Origin of the sequence: Streptomyces sp. NPDC048504, assembly GCF_043200035.1 — a bacterium.
Lineage (GTDB): Bacteria > Actinomycetota > Actinomycetes > Streptomycetales > Streptomycetaceae > Streptomyces.
On the sequence record NZ_JBICXA010000013.1, the window covers coordinates 265555 to 283542 of the forward strand.

The following is a 17988-nucleotide window of genomic DNA, read 5'->3' on the forward strand; positions in this document are numbered from 1 at the left end:
CCTTGTAGAGCTTGTGACCTTGGTCCCGGAGGAAGGGCTGACCACCCTCGGTACCGCCGGGTAGGGTGCGGACCCATGGGTGGCGAGAGCGCAACACGTACGGCCCCGCGTACCGGCGGTGGCACAGGCAAGGGCCCGGTGGGCAGCCGGACCGGACAGCGGTTGTCCGGACTGGCCGTCGCGCTGGGCCTTGTGCTGTTCCTCGGAGGATTCGGCTGGGGAGCGGTGGTCTACCGGCCGTACACGGTGCCGACCAGTTCGATGACGCCGACGATCGACGCGGGCGACCGGGTGCTGGCCCAGCGGGTCGACGGCGACGAGGTGCGCCGCGGCGACGTCGTGGTCTTCACGGACAAGACCTGGGTGACGAACGCGCCCGTGGTCAAGCGGGTGGTCGCCGTCGGCGGGGACACCGTCTCCTGCTGCACGAACGGCAAGCTGGTCGTCAACGGCAAGCAGATCGCCGAGGACTACCTCAAGGGCGGCGCGGCCGAGGACAAGACGATCCCCACGGTGAAGGTTCCCAAGGGCCGCCTCTTCCTCCTCGGTGACGAACGCCAGGGCTCCCTGGACTCCAGCGCGCACCTCACGGACGTCGCCGGCGGCACCGTCGCGAGCAGCGCCGTGAGCGCCCGCGTGGACGCCGTCGTCTGGCCCATGAAGGGCACGCTGGAGCGGCCCACCGGCTTCGAGCCGCTCGGCAGCCTCTCCCACCCCGGCCCGCTGGGCACGATCCTCGCCGTCATCGTCGCGGGCGCCGTGCTCGTCCTCGGCGGCGGCGCCTACGGCCCGATCGCCAAGCTGGCGGCCGGCCGCCGCGCCCGCGCCCGGACGGAGCCCGCCGGTGCCCGCTGAGGCCACCGAGGAGGGCGCGTACGGCGACTCGTACGAGGGCGGCCTGCGCAAGGTCGCCCGGGTCGTCCTGCTCGACCCGCAGGACCGCATCCTGCTGCTCCACGGCCATGAGCCGGACGATCCGGCCGACGACTGGTGGTTCACACCGGGCGGCGGCCTGGAGGGCGACGAGACCCACGAGGAGGCCGCCCTACGGGAACTCGCGGAGGAGACCGGCATCACCCAGGTCGAACTCGGCCCGGTGCTGTGGACGCGGACGTGTTCCTTCCCGTTCGCGGGCCGCCGCTGGGACCAGGACGAGTGGTACTACCTGGCCAGGACGTCCGCCACGGCCGAGGGCGTGCCCGGCGCCACGGCCCTCACCGAGCTGGAGCGACGCAGCGTCTCCGGAGCACGTTGGTGGACGTACCGGGAACTGGACCGGGCGCATGAGACGGTGTATCCGACCAGACTCGCCGAGCTGCTCCGCAGGCTGCTCGACGAAGGTCCCCCGGCCGGGCCCGTGACCCTTGACACCGAAATCGTCTAGGGGCTTACGGGACTGGCGCACAATGGTGGGATCGCACGGGTGAAGGGGAACATGCCATGAGCGCCGAGGACCTCGAAAAGTACGAGACCGAGATGGAGCTGAAGCTCTACCGGGAGTACCGAGATGTCGTCGGTCTGTTCAAATATGTGATCGAGACCGAACGGCGCTTCTACCTCACCAACGACTACGAGATGCAGGTGCACTCGGTCCAGGGCGAGGTGTTCTTCGAGGTGTCCATGGCGGATGCCTGGGTGTGGGACATGTACCGACCGGCTCGCTTCGTCAAACAGGTCCGCGTGCTCACGTTCAAGGACGTGAACATCGAGGAGCTGAACAAGAGCGATCTGGAGCTGCCGGGCGGGTGACGGCGGATACCCGCGGGGTGGGTTTCACCCGTGTGGGTGACGGAGTTCTCCACAATCACTGAACGGTCCACCAAGATCCACTTGGTGGACCGTTCCGCGTGACGGTTGGTGCCGGAGGTGGTGCCGACATGAACGCACGGAGTGCACTCGGCAAGTACGGCGAGACGGTGGCCGCACGACGGCTGGCCGAGGCCGGCATGACGGTCCTTGAGCGCAACTGGCGCTGTGGCAGGACCGGCGAGATCGACATCGTGGCGCGGGACGGGGACACCCTCGTCGTCTGCGAGGTCAAGACCCGGCGGGCCGGTGCCTTCCAGCACCCGATGGCCGCCGTCACACCCGAGAAGGCGGAGCGCCTACGAGGCCTCGCCGCCCGGTGGATCCACGCGCACGGCGGAGCCCCGCCGGGAGGGGTCCGCATCGACCTGGTGGGCGTCGTCGTGCCCCCGCGCGGCGCGGCCGTGGTCGAGCACGCTCGGGGGGTGGCCTGAGATGGGGTTCGCTCGAACGTGTTCGGTGGCGCTGGTGGGCGTCGAAGGTGTTGTGGTCGAGGTCCAGGCGGATCTCGAACCCGGCGTCGCCGCGTTCACGCTGGTGGGGCTGCCCGACAAGAGCCTGACGGAGAGCAAGGACCGGGTGCGGGCCGCGGTCGTCAACTCGGGCGCTCCCTGGCCGCAGAAGAAGCTGACCGTCGGGCTCAGTCCGGCGTCGGTGCCGAAGAGCGGCAGCGGGTTCGACCTCGCCGTGGCGGCGGCCGTCCTCGGCGCGGCCGAGCGGATCGATCCGCGCGTGCTCGCCGACATCGTGATGATCGGCGAACTCGGCCTGGACGGACGGGTCCGGCCGGTCCGCGGCATCCTGCCCGCCGTACTCGCCGCAGCGGACTCCGGATACGAGCAGGTCGTCGTCCCGGAGTGCGCCGCCGCCGAGGCGTCCCTCGTGCCCGGGGTGTCCGTGCTGGGCGTCCGCACCCTGCGGCAGCTGATCGCCGTACTCGCCGACGAACCCGTACCCAATGAGGATCCGGACGAGCTGGGACGCCCGGACCCGCTGCTCGCCGGACTGCGCATGCCCGGCACGGGCGCTGCCACCGGGATGCACAGCGTGGGCGCGTCCCAGCACGACCCGGGGCACGATCTCGCCGATGTCGTCGGCCAGTTCTCGGCGCGGACGGCGGTGGAGGTCTCGGCGGCCGGCGGCCATCACCTGTTCCTCGAAGGCCCACCGGGGGCCGGGAAGACGATGCTCGCGGAGCGGCTGCCCGCCGTCCTGCCCCGGCTCGACCGGCAGGAGTCGCTGGAGGTCACGGCGGTCCACTCGGTGGCGGGCCTGCTGCCCCCGGGCAAACCCCTGATCGACGTCGCTCCGTACTGCGCCCCGCACCACTCGGCGACGATGCAGGCCCTCGTCGGGGGCGGGCAGGGGATCGCACGGCCCGGGGCGGTGTCGCTGTCCCATCGAGGTGTTCTCTTTCTGGATGAAACCCCCGAATTCAGCGGTCAGGCCCTCGACGCGCTACGGCAGCCGCTGGAGGCCGGGTATGTGGTGATCGCGCGCAGTGCGGGCGTCGTCCGGTTCCCGGCGAGGTTTCTGATGGTGCTCGCGGCCAACCCCTGTCCGTGCGGGCGTTTCTCGCAGACCGACGACCTGTGCGAGTGCGCGCCGATGTCGATCCGGAGGTACCAGGCCAGGCTCTCCGGGCCGCTGCTCGACCGGGTGGACCTGCGGGTGGAGGTGGACCGGGTCACGCGTGACCAGCTCACCGGGCGCGGCTCGCGGGGCGAGTCCACGGCGACGGTCGCGGACCGGGTGCGGGCGGCCAGGGAGCGGGCGGCGGCGCGGCTCGCGGACACCCCCTGGCGGACCAACAGTGAGGTGCCCGGCCGCGAACTGCGCAGCCGCTGGCACGCCGAGCGCGGGGCGATGGACGAGGCCGAGCGCAGTCTGGAGCGCGGTGCGCTCACCGCGCGCGGTCTCGACCGGGTGCTGCGCGTCGCCTGGACGGTCGCGGATCTGGTCGGCCACGACCGACCCGGGGCGACCGATGTCGCCCTCGCCCTCCAACTGCGCACGGGCGTACCGCGAGGCGTGCCGATGGCCATCGGGGCGATGACATGACCCGGGCCGATGACAAGGACGGGGCCAATGGCCGGACGGGGGGCGATGGCTGGGCCGGGAGTCATGATCGGGCCGGGACTGATGACACGGGCGGGGCCGATGACCGGACCCGGACCGATGACCCGACGAGGGCTCATGACCCGACCGGTGCCCAAGACTCGACCGGGACTCATGACGCGACCGGGACCCATGACGCGGGCGACGACCTGCTCGCCCGCGTCTTCCTCGCCCGGGTCGTCGAACCCGGTGACGAAGTCGCCGGCCGGTGGATCCGGGAGCTGGGGGCCGTGGAAGTGGCCCGGCGGCTGCGGAACGGAGGGCCACAGCTCACCGGGGTGACCGACAAGCGGTGGGCCGGGCTGTGCGCACGGGCCGGACTGGTCGAGCCCGACCGGGACTTGGCCGTCGCGCAGGATGCAGGCGTCCGGTTCGTGTGTCCCGGAGACGTCGAGTGGCCCGCCCAGCTCGACGATCTCGGGGACGCGCGGCCGATCGGACTGTGGGTGCGCGGGCATTCCAACCTGCGGATGTGGGCACTCAAGTCGGTTGCTGTCGTCGGCGCCCGCGCCTGCACCCAGTACGGCGCGCACATGGCGGCCACCCTCGCCGCCGGACTGGCCGAACGCGGCTGGGTGGTCGTGTCCGGCGGTGCCTACGGAGTCGACGGTGCCGCTCATCGCGGCGCCCTCGGCGCGACCGGCGTCACCGTCGCCGTCCTCGCGTGCGGCGTCGACCAGCCCTATCCGCGCGGGCACACCGAGTTGATCCGCAGGATCGCCGAACAGGGGCTCGTGGTGGGCGAGTTGCCGCCCGGCGAGCATCCGACGCCGAGCAGGTTCATCCTCCGGAACCGGGTGATCGCCGCGCTCACACGGGGCACCGTGGTGGTCGAGGCCGCATACCGGAGCGGGTCGCTCGTCACGGCGCGGGCCGCGCAGCGGTTGGGGCGCCACACGATAGGGGTGCCCGGCCCGGCCACGAGCGCGCTGTCCTCCGGTGTGCACGAACTCCTGCGCGGGGACGCGGTGCTGGTCACCGACGCGGCGGAGATCGTCGAACTGGTCGGCGGCATGGGCGAACTGGCCCCGGACCGACGTGGACCGGTGCTCCCTCGCGACCTGTTGGAGCCGGCCGCCCGGCGCATCCTCGCCGCACTGCCCGGCAACAGGGTCGCGCCGCCGCGGGAGATCGCGCGCGGTGCGCAGACCACGGAGGACGACGCGGTCGCGAGACTGTACGAACTCCGAGCACTTGGTTACGTCGAACGACACGGCGACGGCTGGAAGTTGACACGCCAGGCGGTGATCTCGGTCCGGCCTGATCGGGGGCGCCGCTGACCGAGCGTGTTCGGCCGTCCGGGGGAACCCCGACACCCTTGGGAATTCCCGCAGTTGGCGGATTCCGATGATCACGCAGAGCAATCGGAGCGACCCGTTCCGGCACCCCGTCGAGCGCGTCCGCGCCCGGCCCGAGCTGTGCCCTTCGCACACCGCGACACTCCAGTCACGCTACGCTCACGGGGATTCCGGCGCAGACCGGCATCTCCCCATCACTCCGACAGCTCACCCAGGCACCCCCACTTCACGGCAGAACGGCACAAGGCGACGAATGCCCCAGCACACCTCCGGGTCCGACCGGGCGGCGATCCCCCCAGCCGCCCGCGACGGTGGCAGCGTCCGGCCGCCCGCTCCCTCGACGCTCGACGAGCTGTGGCGGTCGTACAAGACGACGGGCGACGAGCGGCTGCGTGAGCAGCTGATCCTGCACTACTCGCCGCTCGTGAAGTACGTCGCGGGACGGGTGAGCGTCGGGCTGCCGCCCAATGTGGAGCAGGCGGACTTCGTGTCGTCGGGGGTGTTCGGACTGATCGACGCGATCGAGAAGTTCGACATCGAGCGGGAGATCAAGTTCGAGACGTACGCGATCACCCGCATCCGGGGCGCGATGATCGACGAACTGCGCGCGCTGGACTGGATCCCGCGCTCGGTACGGCAGAAGGCGCGGAACGTGGAACGGGCGTACGCCACGCTGGAGGCGCGGCTGAGGCGCACGCCCAGCGAGGGCGAGGTGGCCGCCGAGATGGGCATCGCGGTGGAGGAACTCCACGCCGTCTTCAGCCAGTTGTCTCTGGCGAACGTGGTCGCCCTGGAGGAGCTGCTGCACGCCGGCGGCGAGGGTGGCGACCGGCTCAGCCTGATGGACACCCTGGAGGACACCGCCGCCGACAATCCGGTGGAGGTGGCCGAGGGGCGGGAGCTGCGGCGGTTCCTGGCGCGGGCGATCAACACGCTGCCCGAGCGCGAGAAGACCGTCGTCACGCTGTACTACTACGAGGGCCTCACCCTGGCCGAGATCGGCAACGTGCTCGGGGTGACCGAGAGCAGGGTCAGCCAGATCCACACCAAGTCCGTGCTGCAGCTGCGCGCCAAGCTGGCGAGTTTCGGCCGTTGAGTGAAAGCCGTACAGCGTTCGTGACCTCGCAGAATCGTGCCTGCATGGCCTGGGTCACTCCCGCCGGGGGTGCGCCGTCCGTAGAGTGGTTGACGTGCCTAGGATTCGAGCGGCCTCCGTGGCCGAGCACCGGTCGATGCAGCGAGCCGCCCTGCTGGACGCGGCTCGTTCCCTGCTGTCCGAGGGCGGGACGGAGGCGCTGACGTTCCCGGCCCTGGCCGAGCGGACGGGGCTCGCGCGGTCGTCCGTGTACGAGTACTTCCGTTCTAGGGCCGCTGTCGTCGAGGAGCTGTGCGAGGTCGACTTTCCCGTGTGGGCGGCGGATGTGTCGGCGGCGATGGAGGGGGCCGGCTCCGCCGAGGGCAAGGTTGAGGCGTACGTACGGCAGCAGCTTGCCCTGGTCGGGGATCGGCGGCATCGGGCTGTGGTGGCCATCTCCGCGAGCGAACTCGATGCGGGGGCTCGGGAGAAGATCCGTGCCGCGCACGGGGGGTTGGTGGCGATGATCGTCTCGGCGCTCGGGGATATGGGGCATGGGGAGCCTCGGCTGGCGGCGATGTTGGTTCAGGGGGTTGTCGATGCGGCTGTGCGGCGCATTGAGTTGGGGGCGGCTGAGGATCCTTCGGTGATTACTGAGGCCGCGGTGAGTATGGCTTTGCGGGGGGTTCTGGGTTGAGTTTCGGCTGCCCGGCCGGTGGGGGCTGGTCGCGCAGTTCCCCGCGCCCCTAAAGGGGCGCTCCTAGCACTGGCAACAAGCGTGACGGGCCCCGATTCAGTAGCCATGGGGGCAGCAACGCCAGCGGGTCCAAGTACGTCTCTCCTCTCAGCAAGCCCCAGTGCACGCACGTTGTCGTGCAGTGGGAGTCGGTGATCTCCACCGTTCCCACCACCTCGCCCGCCGTTACCTCGTCGCCCTTCTTCACGGTCGCGCTCACCGGCTCGTACGTCGTGCGGAGATCCGTCCCTGTCAGTTCCACCGACACCACGCCCCTCCCCGCCACCCGGCCCGCGAAGGACACCCGGCCCGGTGCCACCGCTCGTACCTGAGCGCCCGCCGGGGTGGCCAGGTCCACGCCTCGGTGGCCCCGGCCGTAGACCGTCGCCGGGGGCTCCCAGCCCCGTAGGACCAAGGGGTGGGAACCGACGGGCCAGGCGCGGGCGATGGCCGGTACCGAGGGGCCCGGGACTCCGGGTACGGGTGGTGGGCTGTCGTTCGCCCGGGCCGTGCAGGTCAGCAGGGTCAGGAGGAGGGCCAGTAGTAAGGCGAGGCCCATACGCACAGGTCGGTCATCTCGTCGCATCCGCATGGCACAGACCGTGCCGTACCCGTGCCGATCATGGCCGGGACCTGTGGACCAGTGTGGGGTTGTGGACAACGGCGTCACCCGGTGCCTCGCGGGTCCCGTACACTTCCTTTGGCGATCCGGGTCACCGGGTCGACTTCGCACGCCCCGGCATCTGGTCCTCCGTCGCACGACGAAACCGGTGTCAGCGCTCCTCGGTCCTCTGGGCTCGCGCACGTGGGCGTCAGGCGCGAGTGCCGTCCGGTGCTCGCGGCACAACCGAGTAAATCAAGGAGAACGGCCATGGCCGTCGTCACGATGCGGGAGCTGCTGGAAAGCGGCGTCCACTTCGGTCACCAGACCCGTCGTTGGAACCCGAAGATGAAGCGCTTCATCTTCACGGAGCGCAACGGCATCTACATCATCGACCTGCTCCAGTCGCTGTCGTACATCGACCGCGCCTACGAGTTCGTCAAGGAGACCGTCGCCCACGGCGGCACGGTCATGTTCGTCGGTACGAAGAAGCAGGCGCAGGAGGCCATCGCCGAGCAGGCCACCCGCGTCGGCATGCCCTACGTCAACCAGCGCTGGCTGGGCGGCATGCTCACCAACTTCTCCACCGTCTACAAGCGTCTGCAGCGCCTCAAGGAGCTTGAGCAGATCGACTTCGAGGACGTCGCCGCGTCCGGTCTCACCAAGAAGGAGCTTCTCGTGCTCTCGCGCGAGAAGGCCAAGCTGGAGAAGACCCTCGGTGGTATCCGCGAGATGTCCAAGGTTCCCAGCGCCGTCTGGATCGTGGACACCAAGAAGGAGCACATCGCGGTCGGTGAGGCCCGGAAGCTCAACATCCCGGTCGTCGCCATCCTCGACACGAACTGCGACCCCGACGAGGTCGACTACAAGATCCCGGGCAACGACGACGCGATCCGCTCCGTCACCCTGCTCACCCGCGTGATCGCCGACGCCGTCGCCGAGGGCCTCATCAGCCGCTCCGGTGTCGCCGCCGAGGCCAAGGGTGACAAGGCCGCCGGAGAGCCGCTCGCCGCGTGGGAGCGCGACCTGCTCGAAGGTGAGAAGAAGGCCGACGAGGCCCCCGCCGCCGAGGCCGAGGTGCAGACCTCCGCCGAGACGGAGAAGGTCGCCGACGCCGAGCAGGCCGACGAGGCCCCGGTTGCCGCCGAGGCCGCTGCCGAGGTCGTCGAGGCCCCCGCCGCCGGGGTCGAGGCCGCTCCGGCCGCCGAGGCCGAGCAGGCCTGACCTTCCGGGCCAAAGGGCTGACAGGAAGACGGCGGGTGGTGCGGACCGCGCCACCCGCCGTTCATCCACAGCCCCTAGATCTTCGTAGCCCGTAGATCCTTGGCGGAAGCCCGCGCTACCCGCGGCCGCCGCCGACTTCGAGACTTCGAACTCCGAGAAGAGATTCACAGATCATGGCGAACTACACCGCCGCCGACGTCAAGAAGCTCCGCGAGCTCACCGGCGCCGGCATGATGGACTGCAAGAAGGCGCTGGACGAGGCCGACGGCAACGTCGAGAAGGCCGTCGAGGCGCTCCGTATCAAGGGCCAGAAGGGCGTCGCCAAGCGCGAGGGCCGCTCCGCCGAGAACGGCGCCGTGGTCTCCGTCATCGCCGACGACAACACCTCCGGTGTCCTGGTCGAGCTGAAGTGCGAGACGGACTTCGTCGCCAAGGGCGAGAAGTTCCAGGCCGTCGCCAACCAGATCGCCCAGCACGTCGCCGCGAGTGCCCCGGCCGACATCGAGGCGCTCCTCGCCTCCGAGATCGAGCCCGGCAAGACGGTTCAGGCGTTCGTGGACGAGGCCAACGCGAACCTGGGCGAGAAGATCGTCCTGGACCGCTTCGCCCAGTACGCCGACGGCTACGTCTCCGCGTACATGCACCGCACGATGCCGGACCTGCCCCCGCAGATCGGTGTCCTCGTCGAGCTGGACAAGCCGAACGCCGAGGTCGCCCGCGGTGTCGCCCAGCACATCGCCGCCTTCGCGCCGAAGTACCTGGCCAAGGACGACGTGCCGGCCGAGGTCGTCGAGTCCGAGCGCCGTATCGCCGAGGAGACCACCCGCGCCGAGGGCAAGCCCGAGGCCGCGATCGCCAAGATCGTCGAGGGTCGCGTGGGCGGCTTCTTCAAGGACGCGACGCTGCTCGGTCAGCCGTACGCGCTCGACCCCAAGAAGTCCGTCCAGAAGGTTCTGGACGAGGCGGGTGTCACCCTGAAGCGCTTCACGCGCATCAAGGTCGGCATCTGAGTCCGTACCGCGATCGACGCGCGGCGCCCGGCGGAATCCCGCTAGGGTCGTCAGCAGTCGGCTGTATTGCTGGCGTATCCCGCCGCACACACGCGCGTGGCGGACGACAGCAGATCTGACGAGGAGGCCATTGCCGAGCATGGGATGCGACAGACACCCCACCGGCAGTGGCCTTCTTCGTATGTGCGACCACGTTGAAGAGGCGAGAACTCCATGACCACCAAGCCCCAGAAGAGCGACGACGGCAAGGTACGCGGCCGGTTCATGCTGAAGCTGTCCGGAGAGGCCTTCTCCGGAGGCGGCGGCCTGGGCGTGGATCCCGACGTGGTGCACAAGATCGCCCGTGAGATCGCGGCCGTCGTGCGGGACGGCGCGGAGGTCGCCGTCGTCATCGGCGGCGGCAACTTCTTCCGCGGCGCCGAACTCCAGCAGCGCGGCATGGACCGGGCCCGCTCCGACTACATGGGCATGCTCGGCACGGTGATGAACTGCCTCGCGCTCCAGGACTTCCTGGAGAAGGAAGGCATCGACAGCCGCGTCCAGACCGCCATCACCATGGGCCAGGTCGCCGAGCCGTACATCCCGCTGCGCGCCGTGCGCCACCTGGAGAAGGGCCGCGTGGTCATCTTCGGCGCCGGTATGGGCATGCCCTACTTCTCCACCGACACCACCGCCGCCCAGCGCGCCCTGGAGATCAACGCCGAGGCGCTGCTGATGGGCAAGAACGGTGTGGACGGGGTCTACGACTCCGACCCGAAGACGAACTCCGAAGCCGTCAAGTTCGACTCGCTCAGCTACGGCGAGGTCATCACCCAGGACCTCAAGGTCGCGGACATGACCGCCATCACGCTGTGCCGCGACAACAAGCTTCCGATCCTGGTCTTCGAGCTGCTGGCGGAGGGCAATATCGCCCGCGCCGTCAAGGGTGAGAAGATCGGCACGCTTGTGGGTGACCAAGGCAGCCAGGGCTGATGACCCTGACCGGGGGATGGACAATGTCCTGCCGGTCGGGAACCGTGCAGGAAGAAGACGCGACGCAGCCGGCCGCCGACGCCGACACAGCACAGCAGCCGGGCCTACTCAAGACACGCAGGAGCAAGTGGTGATCGAAGAGACCCTCCTTGAAGCCGAGGAGAAGATGGAGAAGGCCGTCGTGGTCGCCAAGGAGGACTTCGCCGCGATCCGCACCGGCCGTGCGCACCCGGCGATGTTCAACAAGATCGTGGCCGACTACTACGGTGCGTTGACGCCGATCAACCAGCTGGCCTCGTTCTCCGTACCGGAGCCGCGGATGGCCGTGGTGACCCCGTTCGACAAGACCGCGATGCGGAACATCGAGCAGGCGATCCGCGACTCGGACCTGGGCGTCAATCCCAGCAACGACGGAAACATCATCCGGGTGACGTTCCCCGAGCTGACCGAGGAGCGCCGCAAGGACTACATCAAGGTCGCCCGGGCCAAGGCCGAGGACTCGAAGGTGTCCATCCGCGCCGTCCGCCGCAAGGCGAAGGACGCCCTGGACAAGCTCGTCAAGGACAAGGAGTCCGGCGAGGACGAGGTCCGTCGTGCGGAGAAGGAGCTCGACGACACCACGGCGAAGTACGTCGCCCAGGTGGACGAACTCCTCAAGCACAAGGAAGCGGAGCTGCTAGAGGTCTGATGAACGACTCTTCCTGGGGGGCGCCGCCACAAGCCGGGTACTGGGGGCCGTCCGACCAGGGGCCTGTCCAGGGGGCTGCCCCGGCGGGTCCCACGTACGATGCGCCTGAGGCGCAGCAGACTCGCCCCATGCCCATCGTGCCCGACGAGCCCGCATACGGCGGACACCAGGATGACGACCGGGGGGCCGCTCGGCTGAGCGGTCCCTTGTTCCGCGACGAGACGCAGCAACCGCCGTACGACGTACGGCAGCCGCAGCCGTACGACCCGCGGACGCAGCCGACCGACATGCCGTCGGCGCAGCCCTACGGGGCGGTGCCGCAGAATCCGGAGCCCATGCCCGACGTCCCGCCACCGGCACCCGCCCCGCAGAAGAAGAGCGCGGGCCGGGACCTGGGTGCGGCCATAGGGGTCGGCGTCGGGCTCGCCGTGGTGATCGTCGCGTCCCTCTTCGTGGTGAAGGCCGCGTTCGTCGGAGTGATAGCGGTCGCCGTCGTGGTCGGCCTGTGGGAGCTCACCTCGCGGCTGCAGGAGCGCAAGGGCATCAAGGCGCCCCTCGTGCCCCTCGCGGTCGGCGGTGCGGCGATGGTCGTCGCCGGTTACGTCCGGGGCGCAGAGGGCGCCTGGGTCGCCATGGCGCTCACGGCGCTCGCCGTCCTCGTCTGGCGGATGACGGAGCCGCCGGAGGGCTACCTCAGGGACGTCACGGCGGGCGTCTTCGCGGCGTTCTACGTGCCGTTCCTGGCCACGTTCGTCGCCATGATGCTCACCGCGCACGACGGCGCCTGGCGGGTCCTGACGTTCCTGCTGCTGACCGTGGTCAGCGACACCGGGGCGTACGCCATCGGCTGGCGCTTCGGCACGCACAAGCTCGCTCCGCGCATCAGCCCCGGGAAGACCCGCGAGGGCCTGTTCGGGGCGGTGTCCTTCGCGATGGTGGCGGGCGCGCTGTGCATGCAGTTCCTGATCGACGACGGCAGCTGGTGGCAGGGCCTGATCCTGGGCCTCGCGGTCGCGGCCAGCGCCACGCTGGGCGACCTCGGCGAGTCCATGATCAAGCGCGACCTGGGCATCAAGGACATGGGCACCCTGCTGCCGGGCCATGGCGGCATCATGGACCGGCTCGACTCCCTGCTGCCGACCGCTCCAGTGGTGTGGCTGCTGTTGGTGTTGTTCGTGGGCTCCGGCTGAAACATGGTCTGACCTGCTGTTCTGTACGTGAGGGGCTCGTTGTCCACAGGGCGGCGAGTCCCTCTTCGTATGTCTGCGACACTGGTAGGGCCATGCCTAAGCCCGGAGAACTCACATTCGTCGCCCCCCGCGGAGCCCAGAAGCCGCCGCGGCACCTTGCCGATCTCACGCCCGCCGAGCGCAAGGAAGTCGTCGCCGCGATCGGGGAGAAGCCGTTTCGCGCCAAGCAGCTCTCGCAGCACTACTTCGCGCGGTTCGCGCACGATCCGGCGGAGTGGACCGACATCCCCGCCGGTTCGCGCGCCAAGCTGCAGGAGGCGCTGCTTCCTGAGCTGATGACCGTCGTGCGGCATCTGTCGACCGACCAGGACACCACCCGCAAGACGCTGTGGCGGCTGTTCGACGGGACGCTCGTCGAGTCGGTGCTGATGCGGTACCCGGACCGGGTCACCATGTGCATCAGCTCGCAGGCCGGGTGTGGCATGAACTGCCCGTTCTGCGCGACCGGACAGGCCGGCCTCGACCGCAATCTGTCGACCGGTGAGATCGTGCACCAGATCGTCGACGGCATGCGGGCGTTGAGGGACGGCGAGATTCCCGGCGGGCCCGCGCGGCTCTCCAACATCGTCTTCATGGGCATGGGCGAGCCCCTCGCCAACTACAAGCGGGTCGTGCAGTCGATCCGCGCCCTCACCGACCCCGAGCCGGACGGCCTCGGCCTCTCGCAGCGCGGGATCACCGTCTCGACGGTCGGACTGGTCCCGGCGATCCACCGCTTCGCGGACGAGGGCTTCAAGTGCCGGCTCGCGATCTCGCTGCACGCGCCCGACGACGACCTGCGCGACACCCTGGTCCCCGTGAACACGCGGTGGAAGGTGCGCGAGGTTCTCGACGCGGGCTGGGAGTACGCGGCGAAGTCGGGGCGCCGGCTGTCCATCGAGTACGCGCTGATCCGTGACATCAACGACCAGGCGTGGCGCGGCGACCGGCTCGGCCGCCTCCTCAAGGGCAAGCCCGTGCACGTCAACCTGATCCCGCTGAACCCGACGCCCGGCTCGAAGTGGACCGCCTCCCGTCCCGAGGACGAGAAGGCGTTCGTCGAGGCCATCGCGGCCCACGGGGTGCCGGTCACCGTCCGGGACACCCGGGGCCAGGAGATCGACGGAGCGTGCGGCCAGCTCGCCGCCACCGAGCGGTAACCCGGTAACCTGTTCCGCGTAGTACACGCAGGTACATCTTCATATTCCGACAGGGGAGCGCCACAGCGCTGAGAGTGCGGGATTGTCCGCAGACCCTCTGAACCTCGCCCAGGTCATTCTGGGTAGGAAGTTCGGTCACCACTCTTGCTGTTGCGCCCTGCCCACGTCCTGTGGGCGGGGCCGCGTCTCTTCCTGGACACCCCAGGAGGAAAACACCCATGCACCACACCAGGACCTTCGTGGCCGCGGCCGTCGGGCTCGGCCTCGTCACGCTCTCCGCGTGCGGCTCGTCCGACAGCGGCAGCGGAGGCGACTCCAAGACCGTCACCCTCGTCAGCCACGACTCGTGGGCCGTCTCGAAGAGCGTCCTCAAGGACTTCGAGAAGCAGTCCGGCTACACCGTCAAGGTCCTCAAGGACGGCGACGCCGGCCAGGCCGTCAACAAGGCGATCCTGACCAAGGACAACCCCCAGGGCGACGTCTTCTTCGGCGTCGACAACACCCTGCTCTCCCGCGCGCTCGACAACGGCCTCTTCCAGTCCTACGACGCGAAGGGCTCCGCCACCGTCAAGCCCGCGTACCGCGTCGACGAGGCCAAGCACCGGGTCACGCCCATCGACACCGGCGACATCTGCGTCAACTACGACAAGGCGTACTTCAGCGAGCACAAGCTGACCCCGCCGACCTCCTTCGCGGATCTGGTCAAGCCCGCGTACAAGAACCTCCTCGTCACCGAGAACGCGGCCACCTCCTCGCCCGGCCTCGGCTTCCTGCTCGGCAGCGCCGCGCAGTACGGCGATGGGGGCACCTCCCGCTCGAGCGAAGCCGAGAGTGGGGGAGGCTGGCAGGCGTACTGGAAGAAGCTCAAGGCCAACGGCGTCAAGGTCGTCGACGGCTGGGAGCAGGCCTACGACCAGGAGTTCTCCGGTTCCGCCGGCGGCAAGAAGGCGGGCGGCGACCGGCCCCTCGTCGTCTCGTACGCCTCCTCGCCGCCCGCCGAGGTCATCTACGCCGACCCGAAGCCGACCACCGCGCCCACCGGGGTGTCGTACGGCACCTGCTTCCGGCAGACCGAGTACGCGGGGCTGCTCAGCAACGCCAAGAACACCAAGGGCGGCAAGGCGTTCCTCGACTTCCTGCTCACCAAGGAGTTCCAGCAGGACATGCCGCTCAACATGTTCGTCTACCCGGTGATCCAAGGCGCCCAGGTGCCGCAGGAGTTCGTGAAGTACGGCCGCCAGGCCCCGGACCCCGAGACCATGGCGCCCGCGAAGATCGCCGCCGACCGGGACCAGTGGGTCAAGTCGTGGACCTCGCTCGTACTGAAGTAGCCCCGGGGCGGACCCGTACGGGGAACGTGACGCGGCTCGGTCTCATGGCCCTGCCCGTCGCGTTCTTCGCGGTGTTCTTCGCCTACCCGGTCGCCGCGATCGTCGCGCGCGGCCTCAAGGTGGACGGCGCCTGGCAGTTGGGCCGTATCTGGGACGTGCTCGCGCAGTCCGACATCCGGCACGTCCTGTGGTTCACCACCTGGCAGGCGCTCGCGTCCACCGCGCTCACGCTGCTGATCGCACTCCCCGGCGCGTATGTCTTCGCGCGCTTCGACTTCCCGGGCCGGCACGTCCTGCGGGCCGTCGTGACGGTCCCGTTCGTGCTGCCGACGGTCGTCGTCGGTACGGCGTTCCTCGCGCTCGTCGGCCGGGGTGGACTCCTCGACGAGCTGTGGGGCGTACGGCTGGACACCACCGTGTGGGCGATCCTGCTCGCGCACGTCTTCTTCAACTACGCGGTCGTCGTACGGACGGTGGGCGGCCTGTGGGCCCAGCTCGACCCGCGTCAGGAGGAGGCCGCGCGGATGCTCGGCGCGTCCCGGCTCCGGGCCTGGCGGACGGTGACGCTGCCCGCGCTCGGGCCCGCCGTGGCCGCCGCCGCGCTCATGGTCTTCCTCTTCACCTTCACCTCCTTCGGCGTGGTCCAGATCCTCGGCGGCCCGACCTTCTCGACCCTCGAAGTGGAGATCTACCGTCAGACTTCGGAGGTCTTCGACCTGTCCACGGCGGCTGTACTGACTATCGTCCAGTTCGTCGCGGTCGGCGCGATCCTCGCCGTCCACTCCTGGACGGTACGACGACGGGAGAGTGCCCTACGGCTCGTGGACCCGTCGGTGACCGCTCGGCGCCCGCGCGGGGCCGGCCAGTGGACCCTGCTGGCCGGAGTCGTCGCGTCCATCGCGGTGCTGCTTCTGCTGCCGCTCGCCGTGCTGGTCCAACGGTCGCTCGACACACCGGACTTCGGCTACTACCGGGCGCTGACCCACGACGACGGCGGCACCTTCCTCGTCCCGCCGATCGCCGCGATCGGCAACTCGCTGGAGTACGCCGTCGCCGCCACCGCCATCGCCGTGGTGATCGGTGGTCTCGCCGCCGCTGCCCTCACCCGGCGCGACGCCGGGCGGCTGGTGCGGGGCTTCGACGCGCTGCTGATGCTGCCGCTCGGGGTGTCCGCGGTGACGGTCGGCTTCGGGTTCCTGATCTCGCTCGACAAACCCCCGGTGGATCTGCGGAGTTCGTGGATCCTGGTGCCGCTCGCGCAGGCGCTGGTGGGCGTTCCCTTCGTCGTACGGACGATGCTGCCTGTGCTGCGGGCGGTGGACGGGCGGCTGCGGGAGGCGGCGGCCGTGCTCGGGGCGTCGCCGTGGCGGGTGTGGCGGGAGGTCGATCTGCCGCTGGTGCGGCGGGCGTTGCTGATCGCCGCCGGGTTCGCGTTCGCGGTGTCGCTGGGCGAGTTCGGGGCGACCGTGTTCATCGCGCGGCCCGACAACCCGACGCTGCCGGTCGCGGTGGCCCGGCTGCTGTCCCGGCCCGGTGATCTCAACTACGGCCAGGCGATGGCCCTTTCGACGATTCTGATGGTGGTGTGCGCGGTGGCCCTGCTGGTCCTTGAGCGGCTGCGCACCGACCGGACGGGGGAGTTCTAGATGCCGCCGAACATGCCGCCGAGCGTGCCGCGGAACAGGCTGCTGCTGAGCCTTGAGGGCGCGACCGTACGGTTCGGCGGGCGCCCGGTGCTGGACGCCGTCGATCTCGGGGTCGTCGAGCACGAGATCGTGTGTGTGCTCGGGCCCAGCGGCAGCGGCAAGTCGACGCTGTTGCGGGCGGTCGCCGGGCTCCAACCCCTGGACTCCGGGCGGGTGTTGCTGGACGACCGGGACCAGTCGGGCGTGCCCGCGCACAAGCGCGGGGTGGGTCTGATGTTCCAGGACCACCAGCTGTTCCCGCAGCGGGACGTGGCCGGCAACGTCGCCTTCGGGCTGCGTATGCACGGGGCGTCGAAGAGGCAACAGGACGACCGGGTGGGCGAGTTGCTCGACCTCGTCGGACTGCCGGGTGCCGCCCGTCGTGCCGTGGCAGGGCTGTCCGGCGGAGAGCAGCAACGGGTGGCGCTCGCCCGGGCGTTGGCGCCCCAACCCCGTCTCCTCATGCTCGACGAACCGCTCGGTCAGCTCGACCGGTCACTGCGGGAGCGGCTGGTCGTCGAACTCCGGGAACTGTTCGGCACGTTGGGGACGACCGTGCTCGCGGTCACGCACGACCAGGGTGAGGCGTTCGCGCTGGCCGACCGGGTCGTGGTGATGCGGGACGGGCGGATCGCCCAGTCCGGTACGCCACTTGAGGTCTGGCAGCACCCCGCCGACGAGTTCGTGGCCCGCTTCCTGGGCTTCGACAACGTGGTCGAGGCCACGGTCGTGGGGGAAGCCGCCGACACCCCCTGGGGCAAGGTCCCGGTCCCCGAGGACGCCCCCCAGGGCACCCGCACCCTCCTCGTACGCCCCGCGGGCGTACGCCTGTTGTCCGCCGACGAGGGCCTGCGCTGCACGGTCGCCGCCCGCACCTTCAAGGGCACGCATGTCGCCGTACAGCTCCAGCCGGAGGACGCGCCACGCCTGGAGGCGGCCTGCGCGTTGCGGGAGGCGCCGGAGGTCGGGGGCGCGGTCGGGGTGGAGTTCGACGCGGCCGAGATCGTCGTGCTCGGCGGCCGGTAGACATGTGTGTGGCCCGTCCCCACGAACCG

18 protein-coding genes and 1 riboswitch are annotated in these 17988 nt (G+C 69.9%); of the genes, 17 read left to right on the plus strand and 1 reads right to left on the minus strand.

Annotated elements, in window-relative coordinates:
* Positions 1–75 precede the first annotated feature (75 nt).
* The 8 genes from lepB to ACGFY9_RS30540 all read left to right on the plus strand — a co-directional run bounded on the left by lepB (position 76) and on the right by ACGFY9_RS30540 (position 6994).
* Positions 76–855, plus strand: a complete 780-nt coding sequence (gene lepB, locus ACGFY9_RS30505; protein WP_393759438.1) for a signal peptidase I — start codon at positions 76–78, stop codon at positions 853–855.
* Complete coding sequence (locus tag ACGFY9_RS30510) at positions 845–1384, plus strand: NUDIX hydrolase (RefSeq protein ID WP_393759440.1); 540 nt, start codon at positions 845–847, stop codon at positions 1382–1384. The genes lepB and ACGFY9_RS30510 overlap by 11 nt, the downstream gene beginning before the upstream one ends.
* A gap of 56 nt (positions 1385–1440) precedes the next feature.
* A complete protein-coding gene (locus tag ACGFY9_RS30515; RefSeq protein WP_003965949.1) occupies positions 1441–1749 on the plus strand; it encodes a DUF2469 domain-containing protein in 309 nt (102 codons plus the stop codon).
* A gap of 128 nt (positions 1750–1877) precedes the next feature.
* Complete coding sequence (locus tag ACGFY9_RS30520; protein ID WP_393759441.1) at positions 1878–2240, plus strand: YraN family protein; 363 nt, start codon at positions 1878–1880, stop codon at positions 2238–2240.
* Position 2241: 1 nt separating this feature from the next.
* Positions 2242–3867 carry a YifB family Mg chelatase-like AAA ATPase gene (locus ACGFY9_RS30525; RefSeq protein ID WP_393759443.1) on the plus strand — a complete coding sequence of 542 codons (1626 nt, stop codon included), beginning with the start codon at positions 2242–2244 and terminating at the stop codon, positions 3865–3867.
* Positions 3864–5204, plus strand: a complete 1341-nt coding sequence (dprA, locus tag ACGFY9_RS30530) for a DNA-processing protein DprA (protein ID WP_393759445.1) — start codon at positions 3864–3866, stop codon at positions 5202–5204. Before ACGFY9_RS30525 ends, dprA begins: the two co-directional genes overlap by 4 nt.
* Before the next feature lie 271 nt (positions 5205–5475).
* Positions 5476–6318 carry an RNA polymerase sigma factor WhiG gene (gene whiG, locus ACGFY9_RS30535; RefSeq protein ID WP_019058710.1) on the plus strand — a complete coding sequence of 281 codons (843 nt, stop codon included), beginning with the start codon at positions 5476–5478 and terminating at the stop codon, positions 6316–6318.
* Positions 6319–6436: 118 nt separating this feature from the next.
* On the plus strand, positions 6437–6994 hold the full coding sequence (locus tag ACGFY9_RS30540; protein ID WP_393759447.1) for a TetR/AcrR family transcriptional regulator: 558 nt from the start codon (positions 6437–6439) through the stop codon (positions 6992–6994).
* A 49-nt stretch (positions 6995–7043) separates the two neighbouring features.
* Here the strand turns inward: ACGFY9_RS30540 and ACGFY9_RS30545 are convergent, their stop codons facing one another.
* Positions 7044–7625 (minus strand): murein hydrolase activator EnvC family protein, encoded by a 582-nt coding sequence (locus ACGFY9_RS30545; protein ID WP_393759449.1) that lies wholly within the window; start codon positions 7623–7625, stop codon positions 7044–7046.
* 279 nt (positions 7626–7904) lie between these two features.
* On the opposite strand from ACGFY9_RS30545, the gene rpsB reads away from it, so the two are divergent.
* The 9 genes from rpsB (at position 7905) to ACGFY9_RS30590 (ending at position 17959) form a co-directional block, all read left to right on the plus strand.
* Positions 7905–8858 (plus strand): 30S ribosomal protein S2, encoded by a 954-nt coding sequence (gene rpsB / locus ACGFY9_RS30550; protein ID WP_393759451.1) that lies wholly within the window; start codon positions 7905–7907, stop codon positions 8856–8858.
* A gap of 173 nt (positions 8859–9031) precedes the next feature.
* The gene (tsf, locus tag ACGFY9_RS30555) at positions 9032–9868 is read left to right on the plus strand and encodes a translation elongation factor Ts (RefSeq protein WP_393759453.1); all 837 of its coding nucleotides are present in this window, start codon (positions 9032–9034) and stop codon (positions 9866–9868) included.
* Positions 9869–10081: 213 nt separating this feature from the next.
* On the plus strand, positions 10082–10840 hold the full coding sequence (gene pyrH, locus ACGFY9_RS30560; RefSeq protein WP_033282640.1) for a UMP kinase: 759 nt from the start codon (positions 10082–10084) through the stop codon (positions 10838–10840).
* 130 nt (positions 10841–10970) lie between these two features.
* Positions 10971–11528: a ribosome recycling factor gene (gene frr, locus ACGFY9_RS30565; RefSeq protein WP_327401013.1), complete on the plus strand. Its 558-nt coding sequence runs from the start codon at positions 10971–10973 to the stop codon at positions 11526–11528.
* Positions 11528–12718, plus strand: a complete 1191-nt coding sequence (locus ACGFY9_RS30570; protein ID WP_393759456.1) for a phosphatidate cytidylyltransferase — start codon at positions 11528–11530, stop codon at positions 12716–12718. Before frr ends, ACGFY9_RS30570 begins: the two co-directional genes overlap by 1 nt.
* A gap of 92 nt (positions 12719–12810) precedes the next feature.
* Positions 12811–13917, plus strand: coding sequence for a 23S rRNA (adenine(2503)-C(2))-methyltransferase RlmN (gene rlmN, locus ACGFY9_RS30575; RefSeq protein WP_393759457.1), 1107 nt, complete (start codon positions 12811–12813; stop codon positions 13915–13917).
* 41 nt (positions 13918–13958) lie between these two features.
* A riboswitch (TPP riboswitch) is annotated at positions 13959–14064 on the plus strand.
* A gap of 71 nt (positions 14065–14135) precedes the next feature.
* On the plus strand, positions 14136–15248 hold the full coding sequence (locus tag ACGFY9_RS30580) for a thiamine ABC transporter substrate binding subunit (protein WP_393759459.1): 1113 nt from the start codon (positions 14136–14138) through the stop codon (positions 15246–15248).
* 44 nt (positions 15249–15292) lie between these two features.
* Positions 15293–16894 (plus strand): ABC transporter permease, encoded by a 1602-nt coding sequence (locus ACGFY9_RS30585; RefSeq protein WP_393759461.1) that lies wholly within the window; start codon positions 15293–15295, stop codon positions 16892–16894.
* A complete protein-coding gene (locus ACGFY9_RS30590) occupies positions 16895–17959 on the plus strand; it encodes an ABC transporter ATP-binding protein (protein WP_393759463.1) in 1065 nt (354 codons plus the stop codon). It abuts the gene before it with no gap.
* Positions 17960–17988: the final 29 nt, after the last annotated feature.

Coding starts and splice junctions, on each gene's coding strand:
- lepB (WP_393759438.1), top strand. CDS start 76: ATGGGTGGCGAGAGCGCAACACGTACGGCCCCGCGTACCGGCGGTGGC.
- ACGFY9_RS30515 (WP_003965949.1), top strand. CDS start 1,441: ATGAGCGCCGAGGACCTCGAAAAGTACGAGACCGAGATGGAGCTGAAG.
- ACGFY9_RS30520 (WP_393759441.1), top strand. CDS start 1,878: ATGAACGCACGGAGTGCACTCGGCAAGTACGGCGAGACGGTGGCCGCA.
- ACGFY9_RS30525 (WP_393759443.1), top strand. CDS start 2,242: ATGGGGTTCGCTCGAACGTGTTCGGTGGCGCTGGTGGGCGTCGAAGGT.
- dprA (WP_393759445.1), top strand. CDS start 3,864: ATGACCCGGGCCGATGACAAGGACGGGGCCAATGGCCGGACGGGGGGC.
- whiG (WP_019058710.1), top strand. CDS start 5,476: ATGCCCCAGCACACCTCCGGGTCCGACCGGGCGGCGATCCCCCCAGCC.
- ACGFY9_RS30545 (WP_393759449.1), bottom strand. CDS start 7,625: ATGCGGATGCGACGAGATGACCGACCTGTGCGTATGGGCCTCGCCTTA.
- rpsB (WP_393759451.1), top strand. CDS start 7,905: ATGGCCGTCGTCACGATGCGGGAGCTGCTGGAAAGCGGCGTCCACTTC.
- tsf (WP_393759453.1), top strand. CDS start 9,032: ATGGCGAACTACACCGCCGCCGACGTCAAGAAGCTCCGCGAGCTCACC.
- pyrH (WP_033282640.1), top strand. CDS start 10,082: ATGACCACCAAGCCCCAGAAGAGCGACGACGGCAAGGTACGCGGCCGG.
- ACGFY9_RS30570 (WP_393759456.1), top strand. CDS start 11,528: ATGAACGACTCTTCCTGGGGGGCGCCGCCACAAGCCGGGTACTGGGGG.
- rlmN (WP_393759457.1), top strand. CDS start 12,811: ATGCCTAAGCCCGGAGAACTCACATTCGTCGCCCCCCGCGGAGCCCAG.
- ACGFY9_RS30580 (WP_393759459.1), top strand. CDS start 14,136: ATGCACCACACCAGGACCTTCGTGGCCGCGGCCGTCGGGCTCGGCCTC.
- ACGFY9_RS30585 (WP_393759461.1), top strand. CDS start 15,293: ATGGCCCTGCCCGTCGCGTTCTTCGCGGTGTTCTTCGCCTACCCGGTC.
- ACGFY9_RS30590 (WP_393759463.1), top strand. CDS start 16,895: ATGCCGCCGAACATGCCGCCGAGCGTGCCGCGGAACAGGCTGCTGCTG.